The following is a 16,313-nucleotide window of genomic DNA, read 5'->3' as shown; positions in this document are numbered from 1 at the left end:
CTAGGCGTCACCGGGTTCGCCCAGCACCGCGGCGCGCAGGGCGCCGGTGGTGTCGGCCCAGAACGGCGGGGCGACGACGGTGAGTCCGCCGTCGACGGTGAGCACCTGGCCGGTGATGTAGCCGGCCTTCTCCGAGAGCAGGAACTCGGCGGCGTCGGCCATGTCGTCTGCGGTACCCGGCCGCCCGAGCGGGATCTTCTCGAACACCGTCTCGACGGGCGCCATGCCGGGAACCCGGTTGTAGAAGTAGTCGAGCGAGTCGGTGTCGATGAGTCCGCCGTTCACGGCGTTCACGGTGATGCCGCGCGGGCCGAACTCGTTCGCCATGTATTTCACGTACGACTCGTTCGCCGCCTTGGCGGCGCCCAGGGCGGCATAGGTGGCGAAGGCGCGCTGCGAGCCGTAGCTGGTGATGGCCAGGATGCGGCCGCCGGCATCCATGAGCTCGGCGGCACGGATGGCGCCCAGCACGAAGGAGCGGGTGTTCATGGCGTAGCTGCGATCGAGGTGGTGCGGCTTCAGGTGGGCCACGGGCTTGAAGGCGCTCGCCGCGGCGTTCGCCACGAACGCGTCGAGGCGGCCGTAGCGCTCGCGCACCTGGTCGAACAGGGCGTCGATCGCCTCGGGCTGCTCGACGTCGGCCTGGATCGTGAAGCCGCTGCCCCCTGCCGCGACGACGTCGGCGAGTGACTCCTCGGCGAGCTCGGCGTTCACCTTGTAGTTCACGACGACCGCGGCGCCCTGCGCTCCGAGCTTGCGGGCGAGGAGGCGGCCGATGCCCCGGGAGGCGCCCGTGATGACGACGACGCGAGGTGACCCGGGGGAGGTGGCAGGCGGGGTGGTGGGGGAGTCGGTCATGCGGGGTCCTTCCGGGGGTGCGCGGCTCTCGCGCCGTCGGGATGCGCGGCGGCGGCGGGCGCGGCGGTCGCGGGCGCGGCGGCGGCGGCGGGCGCGGCGGTTGCGGCTGCGGCGGGCGTCGCAGGCACCGCGGCACCCGCGACCGCGCGCTTCAGCACCTCGCGCGCGACGACCGTCTTCTGGATCTCGTTCGTTCCCTCCTCGAAGCGCTGGGCCCGCGCATCCCGGTACACCCGCTCGACGGCGTTCCGCCGCCAGTAGCCCTGGCCGCCGTGCACTTGGAGTGCCTTGTCGGTCACCCGTGCGAGCATGTCGACGGCCACGATCTTGGAGGCGCTGGAGAGGGCGCCCGCATCGGCCCGGCCCTCCTCGTAGGCCCTCGCCGCCTCGAGCACGAGTGCGCGGGCCGCGGCGATGTCGGCGTAGTTCTCGGCGAGGTAGGCCTGGATGACGGGCCGCTCGGCGAGCCTCTTGCCGAAGGTCTCCCGGGTCAGCGCGTACTCCACGGCGAGCTCCTGAGCGCGCTCGGCGAGCCCGACCGCGCTCATCGCCACCGAGACCCGGCTCGGCAGCAGGAAGCCGCCGAGCGCGACGGCGAGACCCTCGCCCTCCTGCCCGACCCGCGCGCTCACGGGCACTCGGGCCTCGGTGAAGCGGAGGACGGCGTGATCGGTGCCGCGCACCCCCATCGTGTCCGAGTCGTCGATCACCTCGACTCCCTCGAGGCCCGCGTTCGGAACCAGGAGGGCGACCGTGCCGGCCGACCCGTCGGCAGCGGAGGTGCCTTCGAGGCGCGCGAAGAGCAGCCAATAGTCGCAGCTCACGCCGAAGGTGATGAGGTGCTTCTCCCCGTTCAGCACGTAGTCGTCGCCCTCCCGCCGCACCGTGCTGCGGATGTCGCTGCCGGTGCCCGCGGTGGCCTCGGTGAGGGTGAAGGCGATGAGCGTCTCGCCCGACACCGACCGGCGCAGCAGTTCGCGCTGGGTGTCGTCGACGAAGGGTTCGAGGGCGCGCCAGAGTCCGTTGTTGACGTGCACGAGCATCCGGATCGATCCGTGCGAACGCGACACGATCTCGAGCAGCTCGAGGTAGCGCGAGAAGGGGATGCCCCGACCCCCGAGCTCGACCGGAGCGGCGAGGCTCAGCCAGCCGCGTTCGCGGAGCTCGTCGCGGAGCTCGGGGGGCACATCGCCCTCGGCCTCGACGCGTTCGGCCCAGGCTTCGCCCGGCCCGCGCACCCAGGCGTCGAGCTCGGCCTTGAGCGCCTCGAAGGCGGTCTCGTCGAGTGGCGTGTCGGTCACGATCGCTTCTCCTGTTCGGCGGCGAGCAGCGCTGCGATACGCTCCCTCAGCACATTCTTCTGGATCTTCCCCACCGGGTTGCGCGGCAGCACCTCGATGCTCTCGAGCCGCTCGGGCCAGTAGTACTTCGACACTCCGGCCTCGGCGAGGTAGCCCTGCATCGCGGAGAAGTCGAGCCGCGGCGCCCCGGGGGCGGCCACGACGAAGGCGCAGGCCCGCTCGCCTAGCCGGGGGTCGGGCATCGCGACGATCGCGACGTCCTTCACCGACGGATGCGCGAACAGCAGGTTCTCGATCTCCACCACGGGCACCTTCTCGCCGCCGCGGTTCACGACGTCCTTCACCCGGCCGGTGATGTGGAGGTACCCGTGCTCGTCGAGCACGGCGAGGTCGCCGGTGCGGTACCAGCCATCGGCGGTGAAGACCTCGGCGGTGAGGTCGGGCCGGTCGAGGTAGCCCGCGAACATGGTGGGGCTGTGCAGCTCGTAGTGGCCCTCCCGGCCCGCGGCGAGCTCGGCCCCCTCGTCGTCGACGATCCGGATGCGGATGCCCGGCAGCGCGCGCCCGTCACTTCCCCAGGCGGAGGCGGGAGGGTCGTCGGGGGCCGCGAGCGTGCCGAGGCAGGTCTCCGTGGTGCCGAAGGCGCCGCACACCGCGGTGTCGAGCACGCGCGTGGCACGGCCCGCGAGCTCGCGCGGCACGGCGGCACCCGTGGCGACGAAGATGCGGAGCGAGGCGGGGGCGGGGGCGCCCGACTCGACGGCGTCGACGAGGTCCATCAGGAACGGGGTGGCGGCCTGCACGAACGACGCGCGGGCTGCGCCGAACGCCTGGTCGAGGGCGACGGCGGCGTTCCACTCGGGCTGGACGACGGCGGTGGTGCCGAGGCGCCAGCTGAGCACGAGTCCGTAGAGGAACCCGGTCTGGTGGGCCAGGGGAGAGGGGATGAAGACGCGGTCGTCGGGGGCGAGTGCGAGGTGCTGCACCTCCATGGCTGTGGCGAGCGCCAGGGTGCCGTGCGTGTGCTGCACGCCCTTCGGCTCGCCCGTCGTGCCCGAGGTGAACAGCAGCTGTGCGACGTCGCCCGCCGCCGGGCGCCGTCGGCGCAGGGCGCGCTCGTCGACCGCGGCCGAGGCCAGGGCGTCGTCGAAGTCGCGGTGGGGCCACGGGGTGGGGTCGGATGCGGATGCAGATGCAGATGCAGCGTCGGCGGGGACGGATGCTGCGGGTGCGTCGTCGGTGGATGGGGCGGGCGCGGGCGCGAGCGCGGCGTCGGCGGATGCGGGCGTGGGTGCGGCGGGTGCGGCGTCGCCGGGTGCGGGCGCGGGCCGGGCGCCGCGGCGGGAGGGTGCGGCGTCGGTGCCGGCGCGGGGCCGGGCTGAGGGGTCGAGGTCGGCCACGATGAGCACGTGCTCGACGCACAGCGGGAGCGCCCGCGCCTCGGCTTCGCGGGCGACCGCCGCGAACTCCTCCGCGTGGTGACGGCCGCGGAAGGAGCGCGGCACCACCACGACCCGCGCGCGCGAGCGGGAGAGCACCATCGCGACCTCGCGGGCACCGAACACGGGCATCACGGGTGCCACGACGGCGCCGATCTGCAGCACCCCGAGCGTTACCGCGACGCACTCCACCCAGTTCGGCAGCTGGTAGGCCACCGACTCGCCCGGCTCGACGCCGAGCTCGAGCAGCACGGCCGAGACCCGGTCGGCCTCCGCCCGCAGCTCCGCCCAGTCGAGGCTGAGCGGACGTTCGCCGACCTCGATGACCGCAGCGGCACCCGCGCGGAGCGGGTCGTCGGCCATCGCGTCGACGAGCGCAGGCAGTCCCGGTGAATCGGCCCGAGCATCCGTGGCACCGTCGACGCTGCCGACGCTGTCGATGCCGCTCACGTCACCCCTGCCCGTCACGACGCCAGCACCTGACGCGACCGCCCACCCCGAGCGCCGTCGCTGGCTGCTCCGCGCGACGGTACGCTCATGTCGAGGCCCACGGCCGTCATCGCGTCGAGGAAGGCCGGGTACGAGATGCGGTACGCCCGGGGGTAGGTGAGGCGCGACTGCCCCGAGGCCCTGGTGGCCGCCACCGCCAGCGACATGAGCACCCGGTGGTCGTTGAACGACGACATCGGCGCACCGACGAGCGAGTCGACGCCGGTGACGACGAGCTCCGAGCCGCGGTCGTCGAGCTTGCCGCCGAGCTTCACGAGCTGCAGCATCGCGTTCACCCGGTCGCTCTCCTTCAGTCGCACGTGGGCGACGTTGTGAAACCGCGAGGTGCCGTCGGCGAAACACGCCAGCGCCGAGACCACGGGCAGCAGGTCGGGGATGGGCTGGAAGTCGAGGTCGATCGGCGCGAGCGTGAGCCCGTCGTGCCGCACCCGCACGCATCCGGTCGCGTCGTCGCGCAGCAGGGGCAGACCCATCGCTCGCACGATGTCGAGGAACTCCGCCTCGGGGTGGTCGGTCTCGCCCGACGCCCTCGCGTGCAGGCCCCGGAACAGCACGTCGGAGGGGTGCAGCGCCGTCGCCGCGAGCCCGAACGCCGCCGAGCCGATGTCGGGCGGCACCGAGTACTCGGCCGGCCGCGCGGTCTGGCCGGGCTTCACCGTGTAGTGCCGCCAGTCGTCGGAGACCTCGACCTCGAGCCCGAAATGGCGCATCATGCGCACGGTCAGGTCGACGTAGGGCTGCTCGTTGAGCTCGCCCAGCACCTCGATCGTGGTCTCGCGGCGCGCGAACGGGGCGAGCAGCAGCAGCCCCGAGAGCCACTGCGAGAGCGTGCCGGGAATGGCGACGTGCCCGCCCTCGGGGCCGCCCGGCTGCACCACGATGGGCGGGCAGTCGTCGGTCGACTCGTAGCGCACCCCGAGCGTGCCGAGCGCGTCGAGCAGCGCCTTGATGGGGCGGCGCCTGAAGTACTTCATGCCCGTGAGCGTGATCGGCCGGTCGGCGAGCGAGGCGAGCCCGGTCATGAAGTAGAGCGTGGTGCCTGAGGAGCCCACGTTGAGCAGCCCCTCCGCCGAGCTCGACCCGTGGTCGACCACCGGTTCGCGCGTGGAGTAGGGCCCGCCGTCGACCACGTAGCTGTCGCCCACGACCTCGATGCGCGTGCCGAGCGCACGGAGCACCCCGATCGTCCACACCACCTGACGGGTCTCGGAGAGGCCGCGGATGACGCTGCGCCCCGGCGCCAGCGACGCCAGCACGAGCGCGCGGTGCAGGTGGTACTTCGACACCGGGACGGTGAGTTCCCCCGCGATCGCACCCTGCGATCCGCTCACGGTCAGCTGCACTCTTCTCCCCCCATACGGTTCCCGGGCTCCGCTCAGGGAGACCACAGGCTTCGGCCAAGGTGTGCGTCACCATCTTGCCATCACGTGGCGGCACGGATGCGCGGGTGACGATCAGAGCACGGTGCGCACGATGGGCCGGTCGGTGCCCGCCACCCTGATGTCGACCGAGCGGATGTCGGCGGTGGGGATGCTCGTCGAGGCCGAGAGGTTGCCCGCATCCTCGCCGTACGCCGTCCAGCTCGCGACAGTCGTCTCGGCGCCGCCGCGATCGGTGACCACCAGGTCGTAGGTCACACCCTCCTCGCGCGAGCCCTCGGTGGCCTCCACCCACTTCTCCTGGTAGCTGCAGTCCCAGTCGAACCGGGTGCCCCAGCCCTTCTCGGTGACGAGCAGTTCGGCGTCGATCCAGCCGGGTTCCACCTGGGCCATGGCGCGGAGCGCGTTCGCGGAATCCGTTCCCGCCGAGCTGCCGGGTGCGGTGGCCGGCGCCGTGGCGGCGACGGGCGGCTGCGAACCGCCCTGGCCGAGGCTCGCGATGGCCCATCCGCCCCCGACGCCCGCGAGGGCGAGCACCACGCCGGTGGCGGCGACGAGCGCGACGACCCGGCGCCGGGCGCGGCTGCGGCTGCGGCCCACCGAGCGGGCCAGCGCTCGCACGGTCGACGGCTGGTGGTCGGCTCCCGCGAGTCCGTCGTGCGACGCGCCGCTCTGGGCGAGGCCGGCGTCGGCCCGCGCGCGCGCCGCCTCCGTGTCGTCGGCGAGCAGCGCCGCGGCCTCGTCGGCCGACAGTCGGGAGAGGATGCCGGGCATGCCGGCGAGCTCGGCCACGGCGGCCGAGCAGGGCGGGCACTCGGTGAGGTGGTCTTCGTAGGTGCGGCGCTCGTCGGGGGAGAGCATGCCGAGCACGTAGGCGGCGTCCCAGTCGCGGAACGGGTCGGGGGCGTTCACCTGGTCACCCCTCTCTCCTGCAACGCCAGCCGCAGGGCGCGCAGGGCGTAGTGGGCGCGGGAGCGCACCGTGCCGACGGGCACGTTCTCCTGCGCGGCGATCTCGACCGCGGTGTGACCGAGGTAGTACGAGTTCACGATGGTCGAGCGGTGCTCGGGCGAGAGCGCGAGCAGCGCATCCGAGAGCAGCCAGCGGTCGAGCACCGCGTCGGTCTCGTCGTGCACGGGGCGCTCGGGCAGCTCGTCGGTGCTGAACTCGCGGTTGTGGCGGGCGCTCCTGCGGTCGTCGATGACGAGGTTGCGGGTGACGGTGTAGAGCCAGGAGCGCACCGCCTCGTCGTCCTGCTCGAGCACCGAGGGTTTCTTCCAGGCGCGCAGCAGCGCCTCCTGCACGAGGTCTTGGGCGAGCTCCGGGTCGTGGGTGAGCCGCAGCGCGTAGCGGAGGAGCGCCGGCCCGTGCACGTCGTGGATGGCGCGCAGCAGCGCCGCCTGGTCGTCGGACACCTCGCCCTCCCTCCGCTGTCGTGCAGGATGCTTCACCCGGTACAACGAACGGCCCGCCCCGAACGTTCATCGGGGCCGCGCACCGCAGCTCAGGGGGTGTGGAACAGGCCGGCCGCCGCATCCGCCGGCGCCTGCTGCTTCATCACGAAGTGCTGCTTCTTGCCGGTCGCCGTGTAGGGCAGCTCGTCGACGAAGGCGTAGCGGCGCGGCCGCTTGAACCGCGCGAGCGTGATGCTCTCACGGCAGTAGCGGTCGAGCTCGGCAGCAGCCGCGTCGGCGTCGCCGAGGCGCCCCTCGCGCGGCTTCACGTAGGCGACGACGACCTCGCCCCACTCGGGGTCGGCGAGCCCGGTGACGATGCTGTCGGCCACGTCGGGATGCCCGGCGAGGGCCTCCTCCACCTGCACCGGATGCACGTTCTCGCCCCCAGAGATGATCATGTCGTCCTTGCGCCCGATGATCGTGACGATCTCGTCGTCGTTCCAGGTGGCGAGGTCGCCGGGGTACATCCAGCCGTCACGGAACTTCTTCGCCTGCTCCTCGGGGTTGTCGACGTAGCCGTACCCGCTCTTGACGCTCCGCATGATGACCTCGCCGACCTCGGTGCCGTCTTTCGCGACGAGGTCGTCGGGGGCGGCGAAGCGGTCGTCGTAGACCTTCACCACCGCCACGTCGTCGTCGAGGCAGGCGCGTCCGGCGGCGCCGGCCGCGTCGGGCAGGTCTTCGGGGCGGAGGTAGGTGTTCCAGAACGCCTCGGTGGTGCCGTACCCGTTCGCGATGCGCGGGGTGAGGGTGCTCTGGTAGCGCAGGGCGGCGGCGCGGTCGAGCGGAGCGCCCATCGTCACGATGCCCGAGAGGGAGCTCAGGTCGCGCGGCGAGGCCTCCTGCGCATCCGCGAGCCGTTCCAGGTTCGTCGGTGCGCCGATGACGTAGCTGAGACGGTGGCGCTCGATGAGGTCGAGCACGAGACCCGGCTCGAACTGGGGGAGGGTCACGACCTCCGAGCCGACGTAGAACGCGGTGTTCGGCCCGGCGCAGTAGTTGCCGCCGCGGTGGAACCAGGGCGACATGTTCAGGGTCTTGTCGGTGGGGCCGAGCGGGAAGTGCATGATGGCGTCGTGGGCGCTCAGCGTCTCGTTGAGGCTGGTGAGCGGAACGGCCTTCGGCATGCCGGTCGTGCCCGAGGTGTAGAGCCGCGAGGTCTCGTCCCACACCGTCGCGCCCTCCGGCGCGCGGAAGCTCGGCGCGCCCTCGACGAGCAGCTCGGCGAAGGGGACGGCGCCCGGGAGGAGACCGTCGGCACCCGGGTCGCCGACCGCCACGAGCACCTTGGGCGCGTGCCCGGCGAGCTCGAGCGCCGTGCGCACCTGCTCGGCGAGCGCGGTCTCGTAGACGAAGATCGTCGGTCGCGACTGGTCGAGGATGTGCGCCGTCTCGGCGGGGGCGAGCCTGAAGTTCATCGGCGACGAGACCGCCCGGAGGCCCTGCGCCGCCACGTAGAGGAAGGCGAACTCGGGCCGGTTGATGAGCTGGTACCCCACCACGTCGCCCACCCCGACGCCGCGCTCGGCGAGACCGGCGACGAGCGCCCCGGTCACCTCGCCGAGCTGCCGGTAGCTCCACGACTCGCCCGTGACGGAGTCGGTGATCGCCGTGCGGTTCGCGTACCGGTGCACGTTGCGCTCGACCGCCGACGCCCAGGTGAAGTGCTGCTCGAACACCTCGCGGAACGCGGAGGTGTCGTAGTCGGTGTTCGGGATGCTCATCAGTCCTCGTTCTCGTCCAGCCTGCATCCAGATATACAACCGTCACCGACGTCAGGGCCATTCCGAAACACCGCGCGCCGCGCCTGGCTAGTCTTGCGGCATGGGCACGGATGCGGTCGACGTCGCGGTGGTGGGCAGCGGGCCGAACGGGCTCGCCGCCGCGGTGACGATGGCGCGCGCCGGGCTGTCGGTGCGGGTGTTCGAGGCGGCGGCCACCCCGGGCGGCGGGGCGCGCACCGCCGAGCTCACCCTCCCCGGTCACCTGCACGACGTCTGCTCGGCCGTGCACCCGATGGCGCTCGCCTCGCCCTTCTTCACCGCGTTCGGGCTGCGGGAGCGCATCGAGCTCGGCATCCCCGAGATCTCCTACGCCCACGTGCTGAGCGGCGGCCGCGCGGCCCTCGCCCACCACGACCTCGGGCGCACGGCCGAGGGCCTGGGCGTCGACGGGCCCGCCTGGCGGCGCCTCTTCGCGCCGCTCGTCGGCTCCCTCGACGCCGTCGTCGAGAGCGCGCTCTCGCCCATCGTGTCGGTGCCTCGGCATCCGGTCGCGATGGCGCGGCTCGGGCTCGCCGTGCTCGCTTCAACCCGGTCGCTCGCTGCGGGCTTCCGCACCGAGAGGGCCGCTGCGCTCCTCGCCGGGGCGAGCGCGCACGCCATCCAGCCGGTGAGCTCGTTCGGCGGGCGCAGCGCCGGCGTGCTGCTCACCGCGCTGGCGCACGGCAGCGGCGGCTGGCCGGTGCCGATCGGCGGGTCGCGGGCGATCGTGGGGGCCCTGGTGGCCGACCTCGAGGCGCACGGGGGTGAGGTCGTGACGGATGCGCGCATCCGTTCGCTGGAGGAGCTGCCCGAAGCGCGGGCGGTGCTGCTCGACGTCACGCCGCGAGCGCTCCTCGGTATGGCGGGGGAGACGCTGCCGGCACGGTACCGTCGGGCGCTCGAACGGTTCCGCTACGGTGACGCCGCGTCGAAGGTCGACTTCGTGCTCGACGGGCCCGTGCCGTGGGCGAACCCCGAGGTCGGGCGCTCGGGCACGGTGCACCTCGGGGGCAGTGCGGTGGAGATCGACCGGGCCGAACGGCTGGTGGCCGCGGGGCGGCACCCCGAGCGTCCGTACGTGCTGGTCGCGCAACCCGGGGTGGTCGACCGGGGGCGTGCGCCGGCGGGCCACGAGGTGCTGTGGGCGTACACGCACGTGCCGCAGGGGTCGCAGCGCGACATGACCGAAGTCGTCACCGCGCGCATCGAGGAGTACGCGCCGGGTTTCCGCGACCGGGTGGTGGCGTCGGCGGCGATCACCGCCACGGGGTACGAGGCGTACGACGCGAATTACCTAGGCGGCGACATCTCCTCGGGCGCGGCCAGCTTCGGGCAGCTGCTGGCACGGCCGGTGCTGTCGCCGACGCCGTGGCGCACGCCGCTCGCCGGGGTGTACCTCTGCTCGTCGAGCACGAGCCCCGGCCCCGGCGTGCACGGGATGGCGGGGTTCGGGGCGGCGCGGGCGGCTCTGCGCGACGTGTTCGGGGTGGGCGAGGTGCCGCGGCTCTCGCCGTGACTACAGGTCGAGCGAGTCGCCCGGCTGCAGGTTGAAGAACTCGCCGCCCCCCTGTGCGGCGGCCCAGCCCAGGCGGTCGGCCGCCATCGACTTGCCGGCCACCGAGAGCACCATCTCGTGGGTGCCGAAGGCGCGCTTCGGCTTCACCTCGAGCACGTAGTCCATCGCCTCGGCGATCTTCATCCACGGTGCGCCCGCGGGAACGGCGAGGGTGTCGACCTCGACCTCCTCGGGCACCGCCCAGGAGTCGCCCGGGTAGTACAGCGTGTCGTTCACCAGCACCCCCACGTTGTCGATGACCGGGATGGAGGAGTGGATGACGGCGTGCCGCCCGCCGAAGAAGCGCAGCGAGTAGGGCCCGACCTCGACCGAGTCGCCCGGGTCGACGCGCGTGACGGCGAAGTCGGAGGCGGCCCGCACCACGCCCTCAGGCCCGAACACCACGGCGTCGGGGGAGGCCTCGAGAATGCGGCGCAGCTGGTCGGGGGTCCAGTGGTCGGGGTGCTCGTGGGTGATGACGACGGCGACGGTGTTCGCAGCATCCGTGATCGGGGTGGTGAACGAGCCGGGATCGACGAAGAGCTTCTTGCCCGACTGCTCGAGAAGGAGGGCTGCGTGCTCGAATTTCGTGAGTCTCATGATGTTCGACTCAACACCGCGGCGCACTCTCGCGCAACGTGGCGCAGCGGCGGCGCCTGGCCCGAGATCGATACGGGATAATCGACCGCTATGGGCTCCCCTCCGAAGCGGATCATCGTGGCGATCAACCCGAACGCGTCTTTCGGCGCCACCCGTCACGTCGGGCCTGCGGTGGTCGCCGCCCTTCGGGCGGGCGGTCACGACGCGGTTCCGCTCAGCGCCCCCGACTTCGACGGCCTGGTGCGCATCGCGCGCGCGGCGGTCTCCGACACGGCTCGGCCCGCCGACGCCTTGGTGGTCGTGGGCGGCGACGGCATGGTCAACCTCGGCGTGAACCTCGTGGCCGGCACCTCGGTGCCGCTCGGCATCATCCCCGCCGGAACGGGCAACGACTTCGCGGGAGCGGTGGGTGTGCCGACGGGCGACATCGACGCCGCGATCACCCACCTGCTCGCGGCCCTCGATTCGGGACCCCGCACGGTCGATGCGGCGCGGGTGTCGGGCGAGGCGCTCGACGAGCCGCGCTGGTTCGCCGGGGTGCTCTCGGCGGGCTTCGACGCCCGCGTGAACGAGCGCGCCAACGGGCTGCGCTTCCCGAAGGGCGCCTCGCGCTACGTGCTGGCGCTGGTGGCCGAGCTCATCACCCTGAAGTCGCGCCGCTACACGCTCGTCATCGACGGCGAGACCGTCGAGGTCGACTCGTGCCTGCTGTCGGTGGCGAACAACACCACCATCGGCGGCGGCATGCGCATCGCCCCCGACGCCCGGCTCGACGACGGCCTGCTCGACGTGTTCATCGTGAAACCGGTGTCGAGGCTGCGCTTCATCAGACTCTTCCCGAAGGTGTTCTCGGGAACCCACGTGGGTCTGCCGGTGGTGGAGTTCCGCCGGGGGCGCACGGTCTCGGTCGCTGCCTCCGACATCGTCGGCTACGCCGACGGTGAGCGGTTCGGCGAGCTCCCGCTCACCGTCGAGCTCGTGCCGGGCGCGCTGCGCGTGCTCGCCTGAGCTCGATTTGGAATCGTTCCAGGCCCTGTGGCATACTCGTTGAGTTGCAAAAACGGCCCCATCGTTTAGCGGCCTAGGACGTCGCCCTCTCACGGCGGTAACGCGGGTTCAAATCCCGCTGGGGTCACAACACGACAGAACCCCCGGTTTCGGCCGGGGGTTCTGGCGTTTCCGGAGGTTCTGTTGTTTCCGGGGCGCTCCCGACGCGATCGGGGCAGACTCGGGAGGGTACGCATCCGTCCCACCGGAAGGACTCTCCCATGACCGACAGCAACAACCAGGGCAGCGCCGAGCAGGGCGGCAACGAGCCCGTCGACCTCAGCGACATCGAGTACCCCGACTACGCCGGCTACCCCGACGGCGAGGGCGTGGTCGGCAATGGCCCCACCACCGACGCGGTGCCCTCGGGCGTCGACCCGACGGTCGCCGACGAGCCCGAGAACGACGACGCCGAGGTACCCACCGACGACGACGACATCGTCGAGAACGACGGCTGATCCCCGCCGACACTCTCGTGTGGTGAGCGCGAGTGCCCGATCGCGCGGCGTCGGTCAATCCACCGACCGCCTGACGCGGAGCCGTCGAGCCGCTCGTTAGGCTCGGGGCATGACGTCGACGCAGTGGGGTGGGCTCGTCGCGCTGGTCGCGATCGCCGTGACGGCCCTCAGCCTGATCGCCCTCCACCTCCTCCCCACCGGGCTCTCGCCGCTGCGCGACCCGGTGAGCCGCTACGGCATCACCCGGTTCCGGGCCGGGTACGCGAGCGCCGCGCTGAGCGCAGGCGTCGCCGGTATCGGCTCGCTCGTGGCCGTGGCCGCTCTGCCCGGCTCGCTGCCCACCGTCGTGCTGCTCGCGGTGTTCGCTGCCGCGCGCATCCTCATCCCGTTCTTCCCGATGGACGCTCCGGATGCTGCCACGACGACGACCGGGCGGGTGCACAACCTGCTCGCGGTGCTGGCCTTCGGCGGCGTCATCGCCGCCATGTTCGTGGCCGCCGGCATGCTGCACGACGCGGGGTTCGCAACGGCCGGACTCGTCGCGACGATCGGCGGAGTGGTCGGGGTGGTGGGCACCGTGCTCATGCTCGTGTCGCGACGGAGCCCTAGCCTCGCCTGGGGTTTCGGCTTCGGCGAGCGGCTCATCTATCTCGCGTTCATCGTCTGGATCGCGGTGCTCGGGCTGTCGGCGCTCGCGAGCTGACACAGGCGGTGGCCGCGCGTGCGACCCGCCTCAGCTCGCGCGCAACACGTTCTCGGTGAAGGAGTTCAGCCGGGTCGACAGGCCGTGGGCGCGCAGCGCGATGACGGCGTCGGGGTCGGGCTGCAGCTCCGACTTCGGCGGCACGATCCTGATGAGGTTCGAGCAGCCCAGGTCGCTGCAGATGTAGGTGCCGACCGTCGAGCCGTCGAAGCCCGCCTGACCCGCGCGGGGCGCACTGAACAGCGTCACCTGGCCGCCCGGCAGGGGAGTGCGGCAGAAGGTGCACATCGCCGCGATGCCGGGCCGCGAACGCGAGCCCGCGGCCTTCAGCAGGATGCCGACGGGTTCGCCGTCGCGCCAGAACACGATGTAGCCGCGGTGGATGGCGTGCGGGTCGCGCCAGCCGAGGAACTCGCGGTCTTCCCACACGATCTCGTGGAGCCCGGGGAGCACCATGCGCTCGAGCTCGTGCTCGCTGATGTTGGTGAACGACCCGCGGATCTCCGCCTCGGTGAGTGGCTGCATCGGTACGAGCGTAAACCTCAGCCGACGACACGGCAAAGCGTGCGCGCCGCCCCCGGGAGAGCCCCCGCCTACGCCGAGGCGCGCGCGATCGCATCGGCGGCGCGCACGAGCGCGAGGTGCGAGAACGCCTGCGGTGTGTTGCCCGCCTGCCGTCGGCCCTCGACGTCGTACTCCTCCGACAGCAGGCCCACGTCGTTCGAGAGGGCCACGAGCTTCGACATCAGCGCGCGGGCGTCGTCGAGCCGGCCCGAGTGCGCGTACTGTCCCACCAGCCAGAACGAGCAGGCGAGGAACGGATGCTCGCCGCCGGCCAGCCCGTCGACACCGGTCTCGGTGCGGTAGCGCATGAGGAGGCCGTCGCGCAGCAGCTCCTTCTCGATCTGTGCGACCGTGCCGAGCATCCGTGGGTCGTCGGGGGCGACGAAGCCGATCTGCCCGAGCAGCAGCAGCGAGGCGTCGACCTGCGTGCCGCCGTAATGCTGCACGAAGGTGTTGCGCTCGGCGTCGTAGCCGTGCTCCTCGATCTCGGCGCGGATGGTGTCGCGGAGCTCCGCCCAGCGCGCGGCATCACCCGGCAGACCATAGTGCTCGACGGCCTCGACCCCGCAGGCGAACGCCGCCCAGATCATCGCCCGGGAGTGGGTGAAGGCCTGCTGCGGGCCGCGGATCTCCCAGATGCCGTTGTCGGGCCGCTGCCAGGTCTTCTCGAGGAAGCCCAGCAGGGAGCGCTGCAGCGGCCAGGAGTACTGGTCTTCGTCGACGCCGATGCGCCGGGCCTCGCGCAGGGCGATCATGAGCTCGCCGAAGATGTCGCCCTGGTACTGCGTGGAGGCGTCGTTGCCGACGCGCACGGGGGAGGAGCCCTGGTACCCGGGGAGGCTGGCGAGCTCGTACTCGGGCAGGTGGCGCTCGCCGGAGAGCCCGTACATGATCTGGATGTCGGCGGGGTCGCCCGCGATGGCGCGGAGGAGCCACCGGCGCCAGTGACCGGCCTCGGCCTCATAGCCGTAGATCATGAGGGCGCTCAGGGTGAGCGAGGCGTCGCGGATCCAGGTGTAGCGGTAGTCCCAGTTGCGGGCGCCGCCGAACTGCTCGGGGAGGCTCGTCGTGGCCGCCGCGACGATGCCGCCCGTCTCGGCGTGGGTGAGGGCGCGCAGCACGAGCAGGGAGCGCCTCACCGCCTCGGCGTACTCGCCCTCGACCGGGGCCGCCGACGCCCACTCGCGCCACCAGGCGAGGGTGTCGTCGAGCTGCTCCGAGACGTCGAGGGCTCCCGGCGGGTTGCGGTGGGAGGGGTACCAGGTGAGCACGATGTCGATCTCGTCGCCCTCGCTCACCTCGAACTCGGCGGTGTGGGCGTGGTTCGAGGCGGTGAGGGCGGGGCCGCGCACGATCACGGCGTCGGGCCCGGCCACCCCCACGACCGCGTTGCCGCCCTGCTCGGGTGCCTGGCGCATCCACGGCAGCGCATCCGCGTAGCCGAACCGGATGGCGAGCTCCTCGCGCAGGCGCACGGTGCCCTCGACGCCCCGCACCCGGCGCACCACCTCGGCGCGGCCCGCGCCCATGGGCATGAAGTCGACGACCTCGGCGACGCCCTGCTCGGTCTGCCAGCGGGTGACCAGCACGAAGGTGTCGTCGAGGTAGGAGCGGGTGCTGGTGGCGCCCGGGTCGGCGGGTGCGACGACCCAGCGGCCGTGCTCCTCGGTGCCGAGGAGCGCACCGAAGGTCGACGCGGAGTCGAAGCGGGGAAGGCACAGCCAGTCGATGCTGCCGTCGGTGCCGACCAGGGCCGCGGTGTGGCAGTCGCCGATGAGTGCGTAGTCCGCGATGGGGAGTGACATGCTCCGATTCTGGTGCGAACCACCGACACGTGCACTCGGGCGCGCTGGGCCGCCCGGTGTGCCGGGTGTGCCGGGTGTGCCTGCCGTGTTGTGCTCCGGCAGCTGCCGATGAAGAATGACGGGGTGAAGTACCGCGGAACCGTGCTGGGCGTCGTCGCCATGACCTTCGTGGTCGGCGTCGCGGTCGCCACCTCCGTTCCCGCCGCCTCCCTCGCCACCGTCGGGTCGTTCGACGACATCCGCATCGACGCCGCCCCCGGGGCCGAGCAGTCGTTCGACGCGGCGTCTGGCCAGCTCGCCGCCGTCGCCCGCGACGGCTACGTCATCCACACCCCCACGCCGACACCCACGCCGAAGCCCGTGGCCTCCAGCCAGGGCGGCTACGGCGGCGCCCAGTGCCAGGCCGGGGCGGATGCGGTGGCCGAGACCGCGGGCTTCTCACCCGTCTACCCCGACGGCAACCGCATGTCCGACCTGTTCGGCCCACGCGCCGAGGGCTTCCACAAGGGCATCGACATGCTGAACGGGCCGGGCGTGCCCGTGCACGCGATCGCCGACGGCATCGTCATCGGAGCCTCGGGCAACGGCGGCACGGGCGGCGTCTACATCTCTATCGCGCACAAGGTGGGCGGGGTCGCCGTGTGCAGCATGTACATGCACTTCCAAGACGGCTCGCTCATGGCGGGCGTCGGCGACACCGTGAAGGCGGGCCAGGTGATCGGCCTCACCGGCCGCACGGGCAACGCCACCACCGAGCACACCCACTTCGAGCTCTACGGCGCCGACGGCGTGCGCTACGACCCGATGCCGTTCATGACGGAGCACGGGATCATCTGACGCCTCGCGCCCCTCCTGGCGACTCACGATATATCTT

At 72.2% G+C, this 16,313-nt stretch carries 15 protein-coding genes and 1 tRNA gene; 6 read left to right on the top strand and 10 right to left on the bottom strand.

From position 1 onward, the window contains the following. The 7 genes from HL652_RS11045 to HL652_RS11015 all read right to left on the bottom strand — a co-directional run bounded on the left by HL652_RS11045 (position 1) and on the right by HL652_RS11015 (position 8,668). On the bottom strand, positions 1–858 hold the full coding sequence (locus HL652_RS11045; protein WP_171705363.1) for an SDR family oxidoreductase: 858 nt from the start codon (positions 856–858) through the stop codon (positions 1–3). Continuing rightward, positions 855–2,159, bottom strand: coding sequence for an acyl-CoA dehydrogenase family protein (locus HL652_RS11040; RefSeq protein ID WP_171705362.1), 1,305 nt, complete (start codon positions 2,157–2,159; stop codon positions 855–857). The genes HL652_RS11045 and HL652_RS11040 overlap by 4 nt, the downstream gene beginning before the upstream one ends. After that, the gene (locus HL652_RS11035) at positions 2,156–4,066 is read right to left on the bottom strand and encodes an AMP-binding protein (RefSeq protein WP_216603880.1); all 1,911 of its coding nucleotides are present in this window, start codon (positions 4,064–4,066) and stop codon (positions 2,156–2,158) included. The genes HL652_RS11040 and HL652_RS11035 overlap by 4 nt, the downstream gene beginning before the upstream one ends. Next, positions 4,063–5,439, bottom strand: coding sequence for a 3-phosphoshikimate 1-carboxyvinyltransferase (gene aroA / locus HL652_RS11030; protein WP_216603879.1), 1,377 nt, complete (start codon positions 5,437–5,439; stop codon positions 4,063–4,065). Before aroA ends, HL652_RS11035 begins: the two co-directional genes overlap by 4 nt. A gap of 123 nt (positions 5,440–5,562) precedes the next feature. Further along, positions 5,563–6,399: an anti-sigma factor family protein gene (locus HL652_RS11025; protein WP_171705360.1), complete on the bottom strand. Its 837-nt coding sequence runs from the start codon at positions 6,397–6,399 to the stop codon at positions 5,563–5,565. Then, positions 6,396–6,902: a sigma-70 family RNA polymerase sigma factor gene (locus HL652_RS11020; protein ID WP_171705359.1), complete on the bottom strand. Its 507-nt coding sequence runs from the start codon at positions 6,900–6,902 to the stop codon at positions 6,396–6,398. Before HL652_RS11020 ends, HL652_RS11025 begins: the two co-directional genes overlap by 4 nt. An 89-nt stretch (positions 6,903–6,991) precedes the next feature. Then, positions 6,992–8,668: a class I adenylate-forming enzyme family protein gene (locus HL652_RS11015; RefSeq protein WP_171705358.1), complete on the bottom strand. Its 1,677-nt coding sequence runs from the start codon at positions 8,666–8,668 to the stop codon at positions 6,992–6,994. Positions 8,669–8,768: 100 nt separating this feature from the next. On the opposite strand from HL652_RS11015, the gene HL652_RS11010 reads away from it, so the two are divergent. Then, a complete protein-coding gene (locus HL652_RS11010; RefSeq protein WP_171705357.1) occupies positions 8,769–10,223 on the top strand; it encodes a phytoene desaturase family protein in 1,455 nt (484 codons plus the stop codon). On the opposite strand, the gene HL652_RS11005 is transcribed toward HL652_RS11010, so the two are convergent. Then, positions 10,224–10,862 carry an MBL fold metallo-hydrolase gene (locus HL652_RS11005; RefSeq protein ID WP_171705356.1) on the bottom strand — a complete coding sequence of 213 codons (639 nt, stop codon included), beginning with the start codon at positions 10,860–10,862 and terminating at the stop codon, positions 10,224–10,226. Positions 10,863–10,952: 90 nt separating this feature from the next. Here HL652_RS11005 and HL652_RS11000 point away from each other — a divergent pair, with 90 nt between their 5' ends. The 4 genes from HL652_RS11000 (at position 10,953) to HL652_RS10985 (ending at position 13,070) form a co-directional block, all read left to right on the top strand. Next, positions 10,953–11,870: a diacylglycerol/lipid kinase family protein gene (locus tag HL652_RS11000; RefSeq protein ID WP_171705355.1), complete on the top strand. Its 918-nt coding sequence runs from the start codon at positions 10,953–10,955 to the stop codon at positions 11,868–11,870. Between the two features lie 54 nt (positions 11,871–11,924). Further along, a tRNA-Glu gene (locus HL652_RS10995) sits at positions 11,925–11,997 on the top strand. Positions 11,998–12,130: 133 nt separating this feature from the next. Beyond that, on the top strand, positions 12,131–12,367 hold the full coding sequence (locus tag HL652_RS10990) for a hypothetical protein (protein ID WP_171705354.1): 237 nt from the start codon (positions 12,131–12,133) through the stop codon (positions 12,365–12,367). Between the two features lie 109 nt (positions 12,368–12,476). Next, positions 12,477–13,070, top strand: coding sequence for a DUF998 domain-containing protein (locus HL652_RS10985; RefSeq protein WP_171705353.1), 594 nt, complete (start codon positions 12,477–12,479; stop codon positions 13,068–13,070). A gap of 30 nt (positions 13,071–13,100) precedes the next feature. On the opposite strand, the gene HL652_RS10980 is transcribed toward HL652_RS10985, so the two are convergent. Together HL652_RS10980 and HL652_RS10975 are read right to left on the bottom strand one after the other, a co-directional pair. Beyond that, the gene (locus tag HL652_RS10980; RefSeq protein WP_171705352.1) at positions 13,101–13,595 is read right to left on the bottom strand and encodes an FBP domain-containing protein; all 495 of its coding nucleotides are present in this window, start codon (positions 13,593–13,595) and stop codon (positions 13,101–13,103) included. A 68-nt stretch (positions 13,596–13,663) separates the two neighbouring features. Then, positions 13,664–15,439, bottom strand: a complete 1,776-nt coding sequence (locus tag HL652_RS10975) for a glycoside hydrolase family 15 protein (RefSeq protein ID WP_171705351.1) — start codon at positions 15,437–15,439, stop codon at positions 13,664–13,666. Between the two features lie 123 nt (positions 15,440–15,562). Here HL652_RS10975 and HL652_RS10970 point away from each other — a divergent pair, with 123 nt between their 5' ends. After that, positions 15,563–16,276: a M23 family metallopeptidase gene (locus tag HL652_RS10970; RefSeq protein WP_171705350.1), complete on the top strand. Its 714-nt coding sequence runs from the start codon at positions 15,563–15,565 to the stop codon at positions 16,274–16,276. The last annotated feature ends 37 nt before the right edge of the window (positions 16,277–16,313 follow it).

The organism is Herbiconiux sp. SALV-R1 (assembly GCF_013113715.1).
In the GTDB taxonomy this organism is placed as follows: Bacteria; Actinomycetota; Actinomycetes; order Actinomycetales; family Microbacteriaceae; genus Herbiconiux.
The sequence above is the reverse complement of the archived record's forward strand: the minus strand, read 5'-3'. Positions and strand labels throughout refer to the sequence as shown.